General features: G+C 62.6%; 19 protein-coding genes and 1 pseudogene. 12 read left to right on the top strand and 8 right to left on the bottom strand.

Features of this window, described 5'->3' with window-relative positions; genetic code table 11:
- The first annotated feature begins 51 nt into the window (after positions 1 to 51).
- Positions 52 to 453, top strand: coding sequence for a hypothetical protein (locus ABD255_RS05550; protein ID WP_344210452.1), 402 nt, complete (start codon positions 52 to 54; stop codon positions 451 to 453).
- Here ABD255_RS05550 and ABD255_RS43625 read toward each other — a convergent pair.
- Genes ABD255_RS43625 through ABD255_RS05565 form a run of 3 tightly spaced genes read right to left on the bottom strand, consistent with a single transcriptional unit; the run spans position 373 to position 3,652 of the window.
- The gene (locus tag ABD255_RS43625) at positions 373 to 1,146 is read right to left on the bottom strand and encodes a cysteine desulfurase family protein (protein ID WP_425554381.1); all 774 of its coding nucleotides are present in this window, start codon (positions 1,144 to 1,146) and stop codon (positions 373 to 375) included. The two genes, ABD255_RS05550 and ABD255_RS43625, sit on opposite strands and share 81 nt — an antisense overlap.
- Positions 1,062 to 2,303: an MFS transporter gene (locus ABD255_RS05560; RefSeq protein ID WP_344210455.1), complete on the bottom strand. Its 1,242-nt coding sequence runs from the start codon at positions 2,301 to 2,303 to the stop codon at positions 1,062 to 1,064. The genes ABD255_RS43625 and ABD255_RS05560 overlap by 85 nt, the downstream gene beginning before the upstream one ends.
- Entirely contained in the window at positions 2,300 to 3,652 is a 1,353-nt protein-coding gene (locus tag ABD255_RS05565; protein WP_344210457.1) for an MBL fold metallo-hydrolase, read from the bottom strand. Before ABD255_RS05565 ends, ABD255_RS05560 begins: the two co-directional genes overlap by 4 nt.
- Before the next feature lie 36 nt (positions 3,653 to 3,688).
- Here ABD255_RS05565 and ABD255_RS05570 point away from each other — a divergent pair, with 36 nt between their 5' ends.
- Together ABD255_RS05570 and ABD255_RS05575 are read left to right on the top strand one after the other, a co-directional pair.
- A complete protein-coding gene (locus ABD255_RS05570) occupies positions 3,689 to 4,348 on the top strand; it encodes an ArsR/SmtB family transcription factor (RefSeq protein ID WP_344210459.1) in 660 nt (219 codons plus the stop codon).
- A 25-nt stretch (positions 4,349 to 4,373) separates the two neighbouring features.
- On the top strand, positions 4,374 to 4,769 hold the full coding sequence (locus ABD255_RS05575; protein ID WP_344210461.1) for a rhodanese-like domain-containing protein: 396 nt from the start codon (positions 4,374 to 4,376) through the stop codon (positions 4,767 to 4,769).
- 11 nt (positions 4,770 to 4,780) lie between these two features.
- Here ABD255_RS05575 and ABD255_RS05580 read toward each other — a convergent pair whose 3' ends face one another.
- From ABD255_RS05580 to ABD255_RS05590, 3 genes are read right to left on the bottom strand one after another with little or no spacing between them, the layout of a single operon-like run.
- A complete protein-coding gene (locus tag ABD255_RS05580; protein WP_344210463.1) occupies positions 4,781 to 5,542 on the bottom strand; it encodes an ABC transporter permease in 762 nt (253 codons plus the stop codon).
- Positions 5,543 to 5,549: 7 nt separating this feature from the next.
- Positions 5,550 to 6,470 carry an ATP-binding cassette domain-containing protein gene (locus tag ABD255_RS05585; RefSeq protein WP_344210465.1) on the bottom strand — a complete coding sequence of 307 codons (921 nt, stop codon included), beginning with the start codon at positions 6,468 to 6,470 and terminating at the stop codon, positions 5,550 to 5,552.
- On the bottom strand, positions 6,467 to 7,129 hold the full coding sequence (locus ABD255_RS05590) for a class I SAM-dependent methyltransferase (protein WP_344210467.1): 663 nt from the start codon (positions 7,127 to 7,129) through the stop codon (positions 6,467 to 6,469). Before ABD255_RS05590 ends, ABD255_RS05585 begins: the two co-directional genes overlap by 4 nt.
- A 120-nt stretch (positions 7,130 to 7,249) precedes the next feature.
- Here ABD255_RS05590 and ABD255_RS05595 point away from each other — a divergent pair, with 120 nt between their 5' ends.
- From ABD255_RS05595 to ABD255_RS05615, 5 genes are all read left to right on the top strand, one after another.
- The gene (locus tag ABD255_RS05595; RefSeq protein ID WP_344210469.1) at positions 7,250 to 7,807 is read left to right on the top strand and encodes a TetR/AcrR family transcriptional regulator; all 558 of its coding nucleotides are present in this window, start codon (positions 7,250 to 7,252) and stop codon (positions 7,805 to 7,807) included.
- A gap of 485 nt (positions 7,808 to 8,292) precedes the next feature.
- Positions 8,293 to 8,496: a hypothetical protein gene (locus tag ABD255_RS05600; protein ID WP_344210471.1), complete on the top strand. Its 204-nt coding sequence runs from the start codon at positions 8,293 to 8,295 to the stop codon at positions 8,494 to 8,496.
- Positions 8,483 to 8,728: a hypothetical protein gene (locus tag ABD255_RS05605; protein ID WP_344210473.1), complete on the top strand. Its 246-nt coding sequence runs from the start codon at positions 8,483 to 8,485 to the stop codon at positions 8,726 to 8,728. Before ABD255_RS05600 ends, ABD255_RS05605 begins: the two co-directional genes overlap by 14 nt.
- Positions 8,712 to 9,095, top strand: coding sequence for a hypothetical protein (locus tag ABD255_RS05610; RefSeq protein ID WP_344210475.1), 384 nt, complete (start codon positions 8,712 to 8,714; stop codon positions 9,093 to 9,095). The genes ABD255_RS05605 and ABD255_RS05610 overlap by 17 nt, the downstream gene beginning before the upstream one ends.
- Before the next feature lie 310 nt (positions 9,096 to 9,405).
- Positions 9,406 to 9,753, top strand: coding sequence for a tyrosine-type recombinase/integrase (locus ABD255_RS05615; RefSeq protein WP_344210477.1), 348 nt, complete (start codon positions 9,406 to 9,408; stop codon positions 9,751 to 9,753).
- 448 nt (positions 9,754 to 10,201) lie between these two features.
- On the opposite strand, the gene ABD255_RS05620 is transcribed toward ABD255_RS05615, so the two are convergent.
- On the bottom strand, positions 10,202 to 11,071 hold the full coding sequence (locus ABD255_RS05620) for an SMODS domain-containing nucleotidyltransferase (protein WP_344210479.1): 870 nt from the start codon (positions 11,069 to 11,071) through the stop codon (positions 10,202 to 10,204).
- Positions 11,071 to 11,982, bottom strand: coding sequence for an S-4TM family putative pore-forming effector (locus ABD255_RS05625; RefSeq protein ID WP_344210481.1), 912 nt, complete (start codon positions 11,980 to 11,982; stop codon positions 11,071 to 11,073). The genes ABD255_RS05620 and ABD255_RS05625 overlap by 1 nt, the downstream gene beginning before the upstream one ends.
- A gap of 1,060 nt (positions 11,983 to 13,042) precedes the next feature.
- Between ABD255_RS05625 and ABD255_RS05630 the strand changes: the two genes are divergently transcribed.
- From ABD255_RS05630 to ABD255_RS05645, 4 genes and pseudogenes are all read left to right on the top strand, one after another.
- Positions 13,043 to 14,611 (top strand): type I restriction-modification system subunit M, encoded by a 1,569-nt coding sequence (locus ABD255_RS05630; protein WP_344210483.1) that lies wholly within the window; start codon positions 13,043 to 13,045, stop codon positions 14,609 to 14,611.
- The gene (locus tag ABD255_RS05635; RefSeq protein WP_344210485.1) at positions 14,608 to 15,837 is read left to right on the top strand and encodes a restriction endonuclease subunit S; all 1,230 of its coding nucleotides are present in this window, start codon (positions 14,608 to 14,610) and stop codon (positions 15,835 to 15,837) included. The genes ABD255_RS05630 and ABD255_RS05635 overlap by 4 nt, the downstream gene beginning before the upstream one ends.
- Positions 15,834 to 16,586, top strand: a complete 753-nt coding sequence (locus ABD255_RS05640) for a type I restriction endonuclease (RefSeq protein ID WP_344210487.1) — start codon at positions 15,834 to 15,836, stop codon at positions 16,584 to 16,586. The genes ABD255_RS05635 and ABD255_RS05640 overlap by 4 nt, the downstream gene beginning before the upstream one ends.
- A 12-nt stretch (positions 16,587 to 16,598) precedes the next feature.
- Positions 16,599 to 18,116, top strand: a pseudogene (locus ABD255_RS05645) (type I restriction endonuclease subunit R); the annotation flags it as partial.
- Positions 18,117 to 18,118 lie beyond the last annotated feature (2 nt).

Genomic DNA, 18,118 nt, shown 5'->3' on the forward strand with positions numbered 1-18,118 from the left:
CATTGGGCTGCTGGTACAAATGCGCGACGATGCCGTCGAAAGGAGCCCTGTATGGACGTCGAGTGGACAGTTGCGATTCCCGGGTCAGGTCTGGCTGTCCCTTCGCCGACGCGTTCGGACGCCGGGGCGTACCGCAACCGGCTAACGCAGTGGGTGCAGCAACGCTGGGGCTACTCCGAGGTCTGGGAGGCGGGGATGGTGTACCCGACCATAACGCTGTCGATCAGCGACGATTTGGCGGTAGTTCATCGCTTCGTTGATACCGAGGCATGCTTCCTCCTGGACGGTGAGAACGTGGTTCCCGCGGACAAATCCCGTGACTTCCCGATCCAGGATGCTGTCGTGTCGTTTACCGGTGACTTCATCTCAACGTCAGCTCGCGCCGCCGCCATCATGGACGCGTTCGCGCGTGGTTCCGACGCGGGTGAGCTGGGTTCTTGGTCTCGCCTGTGACGGCCGACGTCCGGACATCCCGCGGTACGGGCGTTGGCGGCCGCGGCGACTCGATCCGCCGACCCAGGAATTATGAGAGCCTTCGTCATAGCCACACGGATGGCTCTTTCCGGCGGCTTGGGCTGCGTCGGTGTGGAACAAGGCGCCGTGCCGGTGGGTGAGTACGGTGTCGGCGTGCAGTGCCTCGGCCAGCGCAGCGGGTTCGACCAGACCGTCAGCGCCGACCGGCAGCACGGTGACACGTACGCCGTGCAGCCGCTGGAGTGCTCGGCAGGTCTCGAGGATTGCCGGATGTTCGGTGGCCTGGGTGATCACGTGGGGGCTCGGGTGCCCGGAGGCGAGAACGGCTCCGCGCAGTGCCAGCAGGTTCGCCTCGGACCCTGAACCAGTAAACACAACCTGGGTCGGGTGAGCACCGATCAGCGCGGCGACTTGCCCCCGGGCGGCAGCCAGCGCCCTCTTGGGCCCAGCACCGTACGGGTGGCTGCTGGACGGGTTGCCGAAGATGGTCGTCAGGTGCGGCATCATCGCTTCGCTCACGCGCGGGTCAACAGGGGTAGTGGCGTTGTAGTCCAGGTATATCGGTCCGTCGGCCAGGGCCGGGTGGGTCACCTGTTCCTCCTCGGGTGGGTTTCGTACATGCGCGCGGCCACGACGAGACCGGACAATGCGGTCAGGGCAGCGACTGTCCATACGGCTGCGGGGATGCCCCACAGGTCGGCGATGATGCCGGCGAGCAGCGCGCCGGCGGCGAAGCCTCCGTCGCGCCACAGCCGGTAGACACCGACGGCACGGGCACGCCATGCGGGGTGCGCGACGTCACCGATCGCGGCCAGCAGGGTGGGATAGACCATCGCCGTACCAAGACCAAGCAGTGTGACCGCGATGAGCCATTGGCTGAAGGTGTCGCCTGCCGCTACGAGGGCCAGGGCACATGCCTGCAGGAGCATCCCGGCCGCGATCAGCCATTTGCGCCCCCACCGGTCGGACAATGCGCCAGTCGCTAGTTGCCCGAAGCCCCAAACGGCCGGGTAGAGCGCGCCAAGCAGACCGATCCGCGTCAGCGACAAATGATGAGCGGTGAACAGGATGGGAAACAGACCCCAGGCCATGCCGTCGTTCAGGTTGTTCACCAGCCCGGCCTGCGAGGCCGAGGACAGCGCTGGTTCCTTGAAGCTGGTCAACCTGAAGACCTCTGCGGTCGTCAGATCGCCATCGGGGGTTCCGTGTGCCGCTTCGTGGTGGGCGTGGGCGCGGGTCTCGCGTACGGCCAGGGTGGACAGGCCGAGGCCGAGTGCGGCAAATGCGGCGCCGAGCAGGAATGGTGCTGGGCGCAGACCGTGGGCGTCGGCCAGGTAGCCGGTGGCCATCGCGGTGGCCGCGACGGCGAGGTAGCCGGCGGCTTCGTTCAGCCCCATCGCCAGGCCTCGCCGGGCTGGGCCGACGAGGTCGATCTTCATGATCACGGTCGTCGACCAGGTCAGGCCTTGGTTGATGCCGAGCAGCACGTTGGCGGCGATCACCCAGCCCCAGTTCGGGGCCCAGATCAGCAGCAGCGGTACGGGTAGCCCGATCAGCCACCCGGCGACCAGCACCGGTTTGCGGCCGTAGCGGTCCGACCAGGTGCCGGCGAAGAAGTTCGTCGCGGCCTTCACAGCACCGAACGCCAGGATGAAGGTCAGTGCCCCGGTGTACTTTGTGAGTCCGAACGTCTGGTCGGCCAGGAGTGGCAACACGATGCGTTCCTGGCCGAGCATCCCGCCGACGAGGGCGTTGACCGCGACCAGCAACACGAACTGGGCGAGATTGGCGCGCAGGCCGAGTCGCGGGGCGTTGGTTTTGGTGGTCATGTCAGGGCCCGGCCGCTGGCGGCGGACCAGTCGTCGGGTCCGCCGTCGAGGACCTGTACGTCCTGGTGTCCCGCGCGCTGCAGGATGCTGGCACCGGTCATTGCTCGCTCGCCGTGCCCGCACATCACCACCACCTGCCTGGCATCGACATCTCCTGTGCGGTCCTGTAGCGCGCCGAGTTCGATGTGCTCGGCACCCGGGAGATGCCCGGCCTGGAACTCGCTGTCCTGGCGGACGTCGAGGACGTGGCTGTCGCCGACCTGGTCAGGTTTCAGCAAGGGCGTGGTGGCGGTCTCGCCGTTCCAGCCGGGCATGCCGCCTGCGAGTTCACCGAGGGGAAGCCTGAAACCGATCTTTGCCGCCTGCCAGGCCAGGTCGCCGAGGTCTTGGTCGCGGTTGCGGATCACCACGTAGGGCGTGGTCGGCTGGAGCAACCAGCCGAGCCAGGACGCGAACTGTGCTCGCAGCGGGATGGAGATCGCACCGGCGACGTGACCGGCGGCGAAGTCGCGGATCGGGCGCACATCGATCACCGTGGCGCCCGAAGCGGCGGCGGCGGTGAACCTTTCGGAGGGAAGAGCCGGTACCCGCAGTTCCTGCTCCATCCGGGCGGGGCCACGACGGTTGGCCTCCGGTAGCTGCAGGAAGTAGGGCGGGAAGGTCCCCAGTCCGGCGAGCAATCGCTCGACGAACTCGTCCTCGTCACGCACCTGCAGCAACGGGTTCGCGCGCTTCTCCTGACCGATGGTGGAGACTCGGTCACCGCCTTGTGGAGCTGAGCAGAACGATCCCGCACCGTGAGTCGGCAAGACTGCTGTTGCGTCCGGCAACGCGGCCAGCCTCCGCAGCGACCGGTACTGCAGCCGGGTCAGTTGCTCGGTCTGATCGGCTCCGGCCAGATCCGTGCGAGCGGCGCCGCCGACGATCAGTGACCCGCCGGTGAATACCCCCAGCTGCTCCGATCCGTCGAGGAGCTCGAAGGACAGATGTTCACCGGTATGGCCCGGCGTCGCGAGGGTCCGCAAGGTCAGGCCGCCCAGGTCGACCTCGTCACCGTCAGCCAAGCCTTCGTGCACGTACTCACGGCCGCCCGCAGCCGACGCCAGCAGGCGTGCTCCGTCGACCGCAGCGAGCTGGACCGCACCGGACAGAAAGTCGGCATGCAGGTGGGTATCGGCCGCGAACGCCACCGTCAGATTCCGCCGCTCGGCTTCGATCCGCAGCGCCCTTAGATCCAGCGACGGATCGACCGCCAGCGCGCGCTCATCGCCCAGGTCGACCAGATAGGAGGAGTTACCCAGTCCTTCGTCGACCACCACGGCGATCATCTTGCTCAGTTCACCATCCACTCCTACACTATTCCATGAATCTTTGGAGGAATGTCAATGGGTGATCTGGTGGCCAAGGCCGCACTGTTCGAGCAGTTCGCGCAGGTCGGCAAGGCGCTCGGCAGCGCCAAACGGCTGGAGTTGCTGGACCTGCTGGCCCAGGGCGAGCGTTCGGTCGAGGTGCTCGCCGGCCGCGCCGGCCTGGGGTTGACGACTGCCTCCAATCACCTGCAACTGCTGCGTCAGGCCGGACTGGTGACTACTCGCAAGGACGGCACGAAGGTCTACTACCGGCTCGCCGGGCGCGATGTGGCCGCGCTGTGGGCGCAGTTGCGTAACGTCGCCTCGGAGCATGTGGCCGAGGTCGATCGAGCCCGTCGCGCCTACCTGGGCGACAACGATGACATCGCCGAGGTCACCCGTGACGAACTACTGCGCAGATTGAAGGCCGGTGACGTCACGGTCGTGGACGTCCGGCCCGGTGAGGAATACGCCGCGGGCCACATTCCCGGCGCGGTGTCGATTCCGGTCGACGAACTCGCCGACCGCCTCGCCGAACTGCCCGCCGGTACGACGATCGTGGCGTACTGCCGCGGCTCGTACTGCGTGATGGCTCACGAAGCCGTGCGGACCCTCAACGCCGAAGGACTGCAGGCGGTTCGGCTCACCGACGGGATGCTCGAATGGCGACTGGCTGATCTCCCGGTCGCGAGTTGAGCGCCATGCCTTACCTGTAGGCGTTGTGGGCATCGAAGAGACCCTGAGCCAGGCACGTTCACACCTTTCGCGGCTCGAGCCCGCTGAGGCATACGCGGCTAGCCAGGACAAGGACACGTACATCGTCGACACGCGACCGGAGTACCAGCGACGCGAAGCCGGCCAGGTCGCCGGGGCGCTCGTCATCGAACGCAATCACCTCGAGTGGCGCCTGGACCCGACCAGCGACGCGCGGATCCCAGAAGCCGTGCACAAAGGGATCCGCTGGATCGTCATGTGCGAAGGCGGCTACTCCTCCAGCCTCGCAGCCGATTCCCTGCGGCAGATCGGACTCGACCGCAGTACCGATGTCGTAGGTGGCTTCAATGCTTGGCGAACCACCGGACTGCCCATCGTTCCGCCCGGCGCCGATCCCGCGTAGAACGAGCATGCTCAGGCGACGTCACGGCGTACGGCGAGGCGGGTGCCGGCGATGGCCAGGACCGCGCTGTAGCCGATCAGCACGAGTGCGCCCAGCCAGGGAGCGAGGAAGTCCTGGTTGGTGATGGTGATGTTGGTGAGTGCGGCACCGGCGGAACCGGGGAGGTAGGGGGTCCAACTGCTGAGGGCCGGGATGTTGGTGACGATGGGTTCGACGACGAACAGGTAGATCAGCAGTCCGACGGCGGCGGCGACCTGGTCGCGGATGAGGGCGCCGACGGCGACGCCGATCAGCGCGAAGATCGCGTAGGCGGCGACGACGCCAGTGAGCGTTGTGGGGATCCCATTGCCGGTGAGGGTGACGTCGATGTTCTTGGCTGCGAGCCAGGGCAGGGAAATGGCGATGACACTGGCGATGCAGGCGATGCCATAGGCGACACCGGCGATGGCGTAGGTGACCAGTTTCGCGATGACGACCTGGCCGCGGCGCGGGGTGGCCAGGAATGTAGCAGTGGCAGTCTTGTGCCGGAACTCGCTGGTGATGGCGATGGCGCCGAGCACCGCGATCAGAGGCCTGGCGCCGGCCGCTACGGCGAACAGCGTCTGCTGTCCGGCCGGCGTGTTCAGCGGGGGCGTGACGTTGTCGGGGTCGTCGGCGAAGGCGATGTTCAGGCCGGCATAAAGGGCGACCAGGCCTACGGAGGCCAGCAGGAGCCACAGCCATAGCCGGGTGGAGAAGAGCTTGGCGAACTCGGCTGCGATGAGATTAGGCATGCTCAGCTCACCTCGTGGAGGGGCGTTCGGCGGCTGTCAGGGAGAAGAAGACTTCTTCGAGATCGCTGTGCTGGGTGGTGAGCTCGTGCAGCTCGACGCGTTCGGCGTAGGCGATGTGGCCGACGGCGGCGATGTCCATGCCGGCGACGTGCAGGGTGTCGGGGCTGGTGCGTTCGATCTGGCCACCTGTCGCGGATGTGAGTGCCGTCGCGAGCCGCTCGGCGTGCGGAGTGCGGACGAGCACCGATGCTTGCTGGGCGAAGAGGTCGGACAGTGGCCCCTGCTGAACCAGTCGGCCGTGGTTGATGATCACGACGTGGTCGACGAGTTGCTGCACTTCGGTCAGTACGTGGCTGGAGACCAGAACGGTGCGTCCTTCACCGGCCAACTTTCGTAGCAGGCTACGCATCCAGACGATGCCTTCAGGGTCGAGCCCGTTGGCGGGTTCGTCGAGCACCAGCACGGTCGGATCGCCGAGCAGAGCCGCTGCGAGGGCGAGTCGCTGCCGCATGCCCAGTGAGTAACCGCCGACCGACCGGCTGGCTGCAGAGGTCAGGCCGACGGTGGCCAGTACCTCGTCGGCCCGATTCAGTGGGTAGCCGTTGACGCGGCAATAAATAGCCAGGTGGTGGCGGCCGCTGCGAGCGGGATGGAACCCCGATGCCTCGAGCGCGGCACCGACCACGTCGTTCGGCCGGGCCAGTTCGGCGTACGGGCGCCCGCCGATCGTGGCGGTTCCGGTGTCAGCCGACACCAAGCCGAGCAGCATCCGCAGCGTGGTGGTCTTGCCCGCTCCGTTGGGACCCAGGAATCCCGTCACTGTGCGTGGCGCGACGGTGAAGCTCAGGTCGTCAACGGCCCGCACCGACCCGAACGTCTTGGTCAGGCCGCGGATCTCGATCGCAGCACCGGCTATCTGGTCGTTCATGCGCTCACCTTCTCGTCGACGGGTCGGCTGGCGCGGCCGAGGATGTGCGGTGCGGCCGGTGACGGCTGCCCTGGCGGGAAGTCGAAGCGGTCGATCTCGTCGATCACGAACCCGGCTGCGGCGATAGCCGCGGCGGTGTCCCGGCCGGTGTGGCAGCCGCCGAACAACCACGGCCATACGGTGGCGTCGGCGATCCGCTGCGTTGTCTGGAGGCGGCCAGGGCAACTGGCGGCAACGTGCTCGTAGAACCGCAATTGCCCTTCCGGCCGCAGCACCCTCAACGCCTCTTCCAGGACCGGCGCCTGGTCGGCGACCGAGCACAACATCAACGAGATCACGACTGCGTCGACCGATTGGTCGCCGGCCGGGAGGCGTTCGGCCAAGCCGTCGATCACCTCGACCGGAGCGGCTACACGTTGAGCCTGCTCGACTGCTCTGGCTCGCAAGTATGGCTCGGGTTCGACAGCTTGCACGTGGCTCACAGTGTCGGGGTAGTAGGCGAAGTTGGCTCCGTCGCCGGCTCCCACCTCGATCACCTGACCTGTCAATCCTGTCAAGAGGCGCTGTCGATGCCCGGCCGCGCCCTGACGGTCCATCACCGGGCTGATCCGGGTGTAGAACCGCGCGAACAGTGGGTGAGCGCAGTTTCGTGGTGGCATGGCACTACCATGAAGGTGTTAACAGGAAAGTGTCAACTCTTGAGTAAACAGATGAGGTGCACACACGTGGCTGATACGGCCGGTGGGAAGCTGCTGAAGCGGCCGGAGCGGCGGCGGGCGTTGATCGCCGCTGCGGCGCGGGCGTTCAGCCGTGGCGGGTTCGCGGCGACCAGCCTGGAGGACGTCGCTAGTGAAGCGGGTGTCAGCCGGGTGCTGATCTATCGCCATTTCGAGTCCAAAACCGAGCTGTACGAGGCGGTCCTCATGGACGTCGGCGACCAGTTGAGGCGGGCCACCGGCGGCCCGGACCAATTGACGCCCGGGAGCCTTGGCGGCCTCGTCGCGGTCGCACGAGACAACCCGGACGGCTTCCGGCTCTTCTTCAGGCACTCCAGCCAGGAACCCGAATTCCGCCGGCACGCTGACGAGCTACAGGCAGCGATGGCTGCGACCGCCGAGCCCTACCTGCGCGAGGCCTTGCCCGATGAGGCAGGCCTGCGTTGGGCCGCGCAATTGGTCCCCATCGTCGCCATTGAAGCAGTGATCGCCTGGCTCGACGCCGGCCAGCCACAGCCACAGACCGCGGTCGCTACGATCGGCCAGATCATTGGAGGTGTCGTGAGCGCGATCGGCGGGACCGGCCAACCAGCCGCCCGGCGAGGCGAGACCGATGCTTGATCGAGGCTCACACTCGGGGACGCTTTCTGCATCGCCGATCGGCCGTCACCACCGGCTCGATCAAGCCGAGCCATCATCGCCGCGGAGCATCGGCAGGCCTGAGAGGCTTCCGATTCGATACGGCAGAGATCAACGAACTGAGAAAGCAAGGCAGACTTTCGCCCGGCTGATACTTGCCTCCATCTGGCGCTCCGCCACCGCGCTGCCTTCCTCAAAGCGACAGTGAGCATGTCCGGTGATCGAAACGTCGCTGGTGCCCTGTCGGGATCGCACGCCTTGCTCGGCCGGTTGAGCAGGCTGTCTCCAGGCCAGGCTACGAAGGCTGATTTGCTGGATCTGCAGAGGCCGGGTGTTCGTGACGGAGGTTTTGTACCAGTCGATGACGTCCTGGCGGTCGTAGCGCAGGTGTCTTCCTACGCGGTCTGTGGGTGGGCCGTACTTCTTGACTCGCCAGCCGTACAAGGTTGCGGAGTCAGGAGGTGGCTATGCCGAGGAAGCGGTTGCCGTTGGGTACGTGGGGTGATATCCGGACCTTACCGGTTGGCTACAGCGATGCCGGGGTTGCTAATCGGTTCGAGGCTCGGGCGAAGTTTCCGGATCTTGATGCCGTGACCCGGCTCGTGGCGGCGCAGGGGGAAGACCAAGTCGGCGGCGTCGAACAGCTTGCGGGAGAGGTTGATCAAGCGTGAGCGGCTGGCGCAGTCCGGCGAGCTCAAGGCTTCCGATCGAGTCTCGAAGGCTGTCGAGCTGTTCATGAAGGATCAGCAGGCGTTGGTGAAGGCAGAGATCAACTCGCCGGGCACGCTGGAGACCTATCGGTATCAAACTGACAAAAACATCTTGCCGCGGATCGGCGAGCTGGCTCTCGAGGAAGCTACGACTCCTCGGGTGAATCGAGTTGATCGTGGCGATCAAGGATGAGGTCGGAGCGGCATCGGCCAAGACCTGCAAGAGCATCCTGGCCGGCTTATTCGCTCTCGCGGTCAGGTACGGAGCGTTGAAGTTGAATCCAGTTCGAGAGATCGCATCCTTGGCGAATTCGCGACGGAAGCCGACCCGCGCATTGGAGGAGACCGAACGCGACGACTGGTTCGAACTGCTGCGGCAGGATGAGCGAGCGGTGAGGGCCGATCTGATCGACTTCAGCAAGTTCATGATCGCGACCGGCGAGCGCATCGGTGAGTGCCTTGCCGTTTCGTGGCGGGATCTGGATCGGAAGACCGGTCAGGTCGACTGCAGCCATCAGATCCAGGGGATAAAGCGGCGAGGACTCATCCGCGGCGGGTGAAGTCAGCTGCCGCCGAACGGATCCTGAAGCTTCCGGAATGGGCACTCGAGATGCTGAACGATCGCTGGAAACCGGGGACACCGCTTGACGCGCCGCTCTTCCCCGACTCGAAGGGAGGCTTCCGAGACCCCCACAACGTGAGCAAGGCGCTTCGCGATGCGCGCCGGCCCATTGGTAGTCAGCGACGCCGAGAGCTCGGTGCACTACTGCGACGGCACAGAAGAGCAGCAAACCTGACTCAGACGCAGGCAGTGGCCAAGCTGGGTGGCCCAAGACGCGAGTCAGTCTCATTGAGACGGGACGAGTCCGTGTGGAGATCGAGGATGCGATCGCTCTCGCAAACGCGTACCGGATACCGCGTGCCGCTCGGTCGGCGTTGCTGGAGATGATCGAACTCGCTGGCATGCGCACAGTGGCAGACGAGCTTTCATGGGTCACCTCGCACAAGTTCCGCAAGACCACAGCGACCATCCTCGAAGATGCCGGCCAGTCGCCACGACAGATCGCGGATCAGCTCGGGCACTCGCGACTGTCCACCACGATGGATGACTACAGCGGGCGTAAGGCTCGCAACCCGGAGGCCGCGAAGCACCTCGACGACGCGATGCGGTCCATCCATGAGCAGGATCGACAGGTGCCGCCAGGTCCCGATCTCTGACGAAGGTGTCGAGGCGGGAGCTCACAAGGATGAGTGGCGCCTCTCGGGGACATGCCTCGAGAGGAATATGCCCAGTTCAGAGAGCCGACGAGGGGACTCGAACCCCTAACCACCGCTTTCACCGCACTCTGTGCGCGTTACTACCCTTTGGTGCTCAGATCCCCTATTACATTGAGGTTTTGGCCCACGTGGTCAAGTGACGGCGCCTACTGTTTGGCGTCGTTTCGCGTTCAAAAGCATGGGCTAGAACATGGGGTAGCGCCACGTCGGCACACTGGCTTAGAGTCCGCCAGCTGGCAGCTCGTAGCGAAGCCTGGCCACTCTGAGCGCGCCCGCGTCGGGCGTCCAGTCAGCCCAGCGCCGAACCTCGCCGCCGTATGCCTCGACCGAACCGTCCGCGGCACACTGCGGCTATTTGACAGGCAGGCGTCTGATGCCGTCGACGGCATCAGTTGGGGAAGGAGCTGCCCAGAATAATGCGCCACAGCCTCTTTGCTTCCTCGTGATCACCATTTGCCTCCGCCGCGATGGCCTTTGTTGCTCGTTCCTTCGCGGTGTCGAATGAGGTCTTTACTTCAGCCCTGGTGCTCCATGATAGGTAGCCACTCAAAGATCCAGACTGACCACCCGGATCAGTCACATCCAAATGGCTGCCTGCCCACTCGAAGAATTTTTCGAGCGACGTGCGGCGATTGGAGCCTAGGCCACTGAAGGTGTGGCCAGCCATCGTTTCCAGATGAAATGATCGCAAGCGTTTTGAATGTGCCGCGTTCCACTTTTTCAACAAGCGCACCAGTGGCGCAAGGTTGTAGCCCAGCGCGGCATTCTTCGTAGCGAACCATCGATTAGCAATGAAAGGCGATGTGAGAATCCACGATCCGGATCCGTTAGGCAGATGATACACATCCTCGCTCTGGAAAAATACCGGAGCCACATCGACATGGCCGCCAGACTGGAAGAATATCCGGATGGCTTGGCCTCGCGCGCCCACTTGCGCTGTCTCTAAACCAGAGTAAGCCTGCTTGATCCGATACAGGAAGGCCTGGGAATCGTTGCAGTACTTATTCCAGGCATTGTTTTCATTCGAGAAGACCGCCAGGACGTCGATATCATCTAGGGGCCGAACGATAGTACTCTTTGCTGCTGACCCGATAAGTTTGCCTTCATAAAACGGCATATCTGAACTTCCCGGGAATGCCGATGTCAGATTCTCAATTACGGATGCCTTCCGCCCTGCGACGATGCTCGTCTTCTGATATTCGGTGATCGTGATGTCCGTCATGAACTGATCGAATGCTTGATAAGTCGTCAGCGCCATTAATGCCCCCCAGGTGATGTGCCGCCAGCGGAGTGGCGCAAGGCAGCCTCCGCAAGCTCGGTTGCTGCTGCATTCATTGCACGCTCATTGCGGTCGCGCATGCCTTTATAAACCAAGTTGGGAATTTGCGGCGACGTTCGTCGTAAATCATAGACCTGGCTTTGCCAAACTAGAAGATCCTCGGCTGCGAGTTGGCGCGAAGACTGGCCCCTAACGAAAGCCTCGATATCACTCGCCATAGTTCGTCGCGTGAGACCTGCCCGCCTTGTCGACCGGTACTGTTCCCAGACATCAAGCAACGCGGGGAGCAACGGCAATGCGACACCCAGCAAGAACTCAGGCAATGAGAGTCCTACTATTAGACTGGCAATAACCGCTGCACAAGACCACAAAACAGTTGTGCTGAGCCAAACGTTACCGTTTACATTCAACAATCTTTCAGAGTAGGCAGCGTTCGCCCGTTGGGCTATGGCGATAGCCTCGAGACCGTTCAGACGGTCATCGAAGGGGTACCAGCCCGTCAATTTCTCTTTCTTTGCTTGGTTCAGAACAGTTTGATCGTCGCCGGTAAGCGAGGATACTTCTTCCATCGACGCAGAGGGCGTTCTTGTAATCTGGTCGGGCATCTTAAAGACTGCCTGATCGAAACGCTCTTGAACATAAGCAGCTTTGGCGGCGAGGCCACTTTCGATACTTCGAAACCAAGTGCGTGATAGAAATATCCAGATTCCAGCTAATGCCCCCACAAAGACTGAGGCTTGCGGGACTAGTACAGTGAGAATTGGTGCAGCAACGCCAAGAATGCTGAATCCAATCCATCGCAGAAAGCTCCACCTCTTGGCCCTACTGTAAAGCTTGCGCTGTGCGAGTAGTAATCGAAGAACGGATACTTCGTCTTGCATGGATTTCATGAACGCGACCGTTGGTGGCTGGTAAACGCCGCCCTGGACACTCATCTTCGAAAGCCGCCATTCAGGAAAGATTGACTCATGTGCCCCGCTTGTTCGGCCGAGGTGAGGTGACCCATTAACACGAGGAGTCGGAGAGCGGTCCTAGGACGTGGCTGAGCGTCCTTCATGAACGAACTATTCGTCCTACTCATGATGCGGACGAAGATTGGAACGTGGGCTCATCCCTGCACTGTTCGAGCTTCGTCGACATCCGCCCCCCTACTCAGTGACTGCGTCCCCCGGCGCCCCCGCGTCAATGTGCCTGCTTTGACTCTCACGTGTCAAGGGGCCAGTGACTCTAAGTGGTGTCGCCCGTACAGCGCTGTCGCCGATTCTTTGGCCCGGGCGGTATCCACATGGACAGTCCTCCGCATCGCCCCGATAGCTGCCGCCCTTAGGTTCGGGGCGGTGCGGGTCAAGGGGCGAGCTTGCTCGATCGCGGAGCGACGCCGCAGGCGCCCTTGAGGCGGGCCGCGCCGGACCGCCCCTCCCATGATTGCTAGCGGGGCGATGCGGTATCACGGTCAGACGGGAGAGCACCTTGCCCCCACGCCTCGGGTAGCCGGCCAATGAAGGATGGATGAGTACATCGACAGGGCGTCGATAGTTGATGGCGAGGTCCTGCTGTCTGTGAGCGGCAACCCCCTGGCACATGCGCGCCAAGCCAACGGGGGACGGGGCCGACGAGCCCTTGGGCGAGGAGCCGGAGGCTGCCCCGCTCCCCCGGTCCTGTGGTGGCGGCGCGCCTTTCGGGCCCTGGAGGGGCCCGTCTTGAAGACGTAGAGAAACTTGTCAGCTGACGAGTCGGATGGCATGCCCTCCGTTCGGGCGATTCGCTTCTCGGCTCGCGCCATCTCCCCGAAACTGTGGGACGTTACTGCCATCCTTAGGAGTGCGACCCACTCCGCACTGGAAGACGGGTGTCGCGCAAACGTTCGAATGGATGGTAGATGAGGGGACATATGACAAGCGGCTCTCGCATCACTCGATCAACCTGGTGCCTCATCGGAGGGGTTGCCTGATGGTGCCTCAGAGCAGAGAGGGCCAGCGCGCCGAGCTGCACAAGACCATCTGGCGCATCGCCAACGACCTGCGTGGCAGTGTGGACGGCTGGGACTTCAAGAGCTACGTCCTCGGCATGCTCTTCTACCGCTTCATCTCCGAGAACCTCACCACCTACCTGAACAAGCTGGAGCGCGAGGCTGGCGACACCGACTTCGACTACACCAAGCTCAGCGACAAGGACGCCGAGTTCGGCCGTAAAGACACGGTCAACGAGAAGGGGTTCTATATCCTGCCGAGCGAGCTGTTCGCCAACGTCCGCAAGCGCGCCGCAGGCGACGAGAACCTCAACGAGACCCTCGCCCGAGTCTTCAAGAACATCGAGGGATCGGCGCTGGGCACCGACAGCGAGGACGACCTGAAAGGTCTCTTCGACGACCTCGACGTCAACAGCGCCAAGCTTGGCAACACCGTCGCCAGGCGCAACGAGAAGCTGATCAAGCTGCTCGACGCCACCGGTGACCTGAACCTCGGTGACTTCAACGACCACGCCATCGACTCGTTCGGCGATGCCTACGAGTACCTGATGACCATGTATGCGTCGAACGCTGGCAAGTCTGGAGGTGAGTTCTTCACGCCGCAGGAGGTCTCCGAGCTGCTGGCTCGCATCACGGTGGTCGGCAAGAAGTCGGTCAACAAGGTTTACGACCCGGCAGTTGGCTCGGGCTCGCTGCTGCTGAAGTTCGCCAAGGTGCTTGGCAAGGACAACGTCCGCCAGGGCTTCTTCGGTCAGGAGATCAACCTGACCACATACAACCTGGCGCGCATTAACATGTTCCTGCACGACATCAACTACGAGAAGTTTGACCTCGCACACGGTGACACGCTCACCGACCCGCAGCACTGGGACGACGAGCCGTTCGAGGCGATCGTTTCCAATCCGCCGTACTCGATCAAGTGGGCTGGGGACGCGAACCCGCTGCTTATCAACGACCCACGCTATGCACCGGCCGGCGTGCTCGCACCGAAGTCAAAGGCCGACCTGGCCTTCACCATGCACATGCTGTCGTGGCTGGCGGTCAACGGCACCGCGGCCATCGTTCAGTTCCCTGGGGCGCTCTACCGCGGTGGCGCTGAGCAGAAGATCCGCAAGTACCTGGTCGACAACAACTACGTCGACACTGTGATCGAGCTGCCGCCCAACCTCTTCTTCGGTACGACGATCAGCACCTGCATCCTGGTGCTCAAGAAGTCGAAGAAGGACAACTCCGTCCTCTTCATCGACGCCTCGGCTGAGTTCAAGCGACTGGGCAACAAGAACAAGCTTCTGCCGGTGCACCAGCAGAAGGTGCTCGACGCCTTCATCGCCCGCGAGGATACCGACCACTTCACCAAGCTCGTCGCGAACGGGGACATCGCTGCAAACGACTACAACCTCACTGTGTCGTCATACGTCGAGGAGGAGGACACCACCGAAGCGGTAGATATTACTGCACTGAACGAGCAGATCGCGGGCATCGTCAAGCGCCAGGTCGACCTGCGCACGCAGATCGATGCGATCGTGGCGGACCTCGAGGGGGAGTCGTGAGTCGCATTGACGATCTGATCCAAAAGCTCTGCCCGAATGGAGTTCGGTATGCATCGCTCGGTGAACTAGGAACAATCTTCGGCGGGTTGACCGGAAAATCAAAGTCCGACTTCTCTGATGGCAGCGCTCGTTTCGTCTCATATGTTAATGTCTTCAACAACCTGGCGGTGAATACTGCCGCAGATGACTTCGTTCGCGTCAGTCCGGGCGAGAGGCAACGCACGCTGTCGCGCGGCGACATCCTCTTCACAGGGTCGTCGGAGACGTCGGACGAGGTAGCGATGTCGTCAGTTGTGACGACAGAGATCGATGAGCCGCTCTATCTCAACAGCTTCAGCATCGGCTACCGGCTCAATGATCTGGCCATTTTCGATCCTGAGTTCGCCAAGTACCTGTTCCGCTCGGGCAGCGTGCGCAAGCAACTCGTACGCACTGCAAGTGGCGTTACGCGCTTCAATGTATCGAAGGCTCGACTCGCCAAGGTCAACGTGCCGATCCCACCCATCGAGGTGCAGCGCGAGATCGTTCGTGTTCTTGACTCTTTTAGTGCGCTGGAAGCAGAGCTGGGAGCTCGGCGGGTGCAGTATTCTTACTACCGCAACTTTCTGATGACGTTCGACGATGACGTGAAGCGGTTGCCGATGGGTGAGGTCACAACAATCCTGCGCGGGGCTTCGCCTCGTCCAATCCAGGCCTTCCTCACCGACGACAAGGACGGGGTGCCGTGGATCAAGATCGGTGACGTCCCGGCAGGTGGCAAGTACATCACGGCCACGGCTGAGCGTGTTACAAAGGCAGGCGCTGCAAAGTCACGGATGGTGCGTCCAGGCGACTTCGTGTTGTCAAATTCGATGAGCTTCGGGCGACCATACATTTCCAGAATTGACGGAGCAATCCACGACGGCTGGCTGGCAATAAGCAACTTCAACGAGTCGTTTATCCCTGATTTTCTCTACCATCTGTTGCGATCGGCGCCGCTTCAGAGAGAGTTCGCGCGACGAGCCGGCTCGAGCACGGTGTCGAATCTCAACGCGGACATCGTTCGATCGGTTCCTATTCCTGTCCCGTCATTGCACGAGCAGGAGCGCGTCGTCGGGCTCCTTGACAACTTCGAGGTGCTTGTAAACAGCCTCAGTGACGGTCTCCCGGCCGAACTGCGTGCTCGTCGCACCCAGTACGATTACTACCGCGACAAGCTGCTGACCTTCGAGGAGGCAGCGGTATGAGCGACCTCAGCTCACACCGTTACGAGCCGATCGCAGTTAGTCCGGAGAGCACCGTCGTCGCGGAGTTCATCCCGGACGAGGACACCGAGACGGCCTATCAGTCCGAGGCCGACCTGGAGCGGGAGTTCATCGCGCTCTTGCAGTCACAGGCCTACGAGTACCTCCCAATCGTCACAGAGGCGCAGCTCATTGCCAACCTTCGCGCGCAGCTCGAAGCCCTGAACGGGATCACGTTCTCCGACACCGAGTGGGACTCCTTCTTCACCGACAAGATCGCTGGTGCGAACGAAGGCATCGTCGAGAAGACCGTCCGGATTCAAGAGGACTACGTCCAGATCTTGAAGCGCGACGACGGCTCGACGAAGAACGTCAAGCTCATCGACAAGACCAACGTCCACAACAACCGCCTGCACGTCATCAACCAGTACGAGCTTGGCCAGGGTGAGGGTGGTGCAGCGCGCTCGAATCGGTACGACGTGACTATCCTGGTCAACGGCCTCCCGCTGGCGCACATCGAACTGAAGCGGCGTGGCGTGGATATCCGTGAGGCCTTCAACCAGATCGACCGCTACCAGCGCGATAGCTTCTGGTCTGGCTCGGGACTATTCGAGTATGTGCAGCTTTTCGTTATCAGCAACGGCACGCTGACGAAGTACTACAGCAACACCACTCGCCGTCAACACGTGAGCGAGAGCACTGGGGCAAAGCGAGGCCGCAAGACGTCCAACTCCTTTGAGTTCACCTCGTGATGGGCAGATGCCACCAACCGGCCGATTCAAGACCTGACGAGCTTCACCAAGACTTTTTTTGCAAAGCACTCGCTGCTCAACGTCCTGACCAGGTACTGCGTGCTCACCGCCGACCGACTGCTGCTCGTGATGCGCCCCTACCAGATCGTGGCGACCGAGCGAATTCTGCAGAAGATCGAGATCTCCACCAATTACAAGCAGCTCGGCACCATGGCGGCCGGCGGCTACGTGTGGCACACCACTGGCTCTGGTAAAACGCTGACCAGCTTCAAATCAGCGCAGCTTGCCTCGAAGCTGCCGGACGTCGACAAGGTGCTTTTCGTGGTCGACCGCAAGGATCTCGACTATCAGACGATGCGCGAGTACGACCGCTTTGAGAAGGGCGCTGCCAACTCCAACACCTCGACTGCGGTGCTCAAGCGACAGTTAGAGGATCCGAGCGCCAAGATCATCATCACGACGATCCAGAAGCTCTCGACCTTCATCACGGCGAACAAGGGCCACGCAATCTACGACGGCCACGTCGTCATCATCTTCGACGAGTGCCACCGCTCGCAGTTCGGTGACATGCACACCTCGATCACGCGGGCGTTCAAGCGCTACAACCTGTTTGGCTTCACCGGCACGCCAATCTTCTCGTTGAACGCGGGCAGCGGTGGCAACCCGAATCTGCGCACCACAGCGCAGGCCTTCGGCTGCTTTGCCCACGGCGACGCGACCAAGTGCCCGCTCGAGCAGCACCAGCTGGCCATCCACGCCTACACCATCATGGACGCGATCAACGACAAGAACGTCTTGCCGTTCCGGATCGACTACGTCAACACGATCAAGCTGCCCGAGGGCGTCGACGACAAGCGGGTCTCGGCCATCGACACCGAGCGGGCGCTGCTCGCCCCGGAGCGGCTGAGCCAGGTCGTCGCGTACACGCTGGAGCACTTCGACCAGAAGACCAAGCGCGCTGAGCACTACTCGCTCGAGGGTAAGCGCGTCCATGGCTTCAATGCGCTGTTTGCGACCGCCTCGATCGACGCCGCGAAGCGCTACTACACCGAGTTCAAGGCGCAGCAGAAGCAGTTGACACCTGACCGTCGGCTCAAGGTTGGCATCATCTTCAGCTACGCCGCCAACGAGGAGGTCGGTGACGACTACCTCGACGAAGAAGGCTTCGAGACCAGCTCGCTTGACCAGTCCTCGCGCGACTTCCTCGACCAGGCCATCCAGGACTACAACCAAGTGTTCGGCACCAGCTTCGACACCTCGGCCGACAAGTTCCAGAACTACTACAAGGACTTGTCGCTGCGGCTGAAGAACCGCGAGATCGACCTAGTCATCGTAGTCAACATGTTCCTGACCGGCTTCGACGCCACCACGCTCAGCACGCTCTTCGTCGACAAGCGGCTGGTCAACCACGGTCTCATCCAGGCCTACTCACGCACCAACCGCATCCTGAACTCAGTCAAGACCTACGGCAACATCGTCTCCTTCCGCGACCTCGAGGACGAGACCAACGACGCCATCGCCCTGTTCGGCAA

This window comes from Kribbella sancticallisti, assembly GCF_039530625.1.
Classification (GTDB): Bacteria; Actinomycetota; Actinomycetes; order Propionibacteriales; family Kribbellaceae; genus Kribbella; species Kribbella sancticallisti.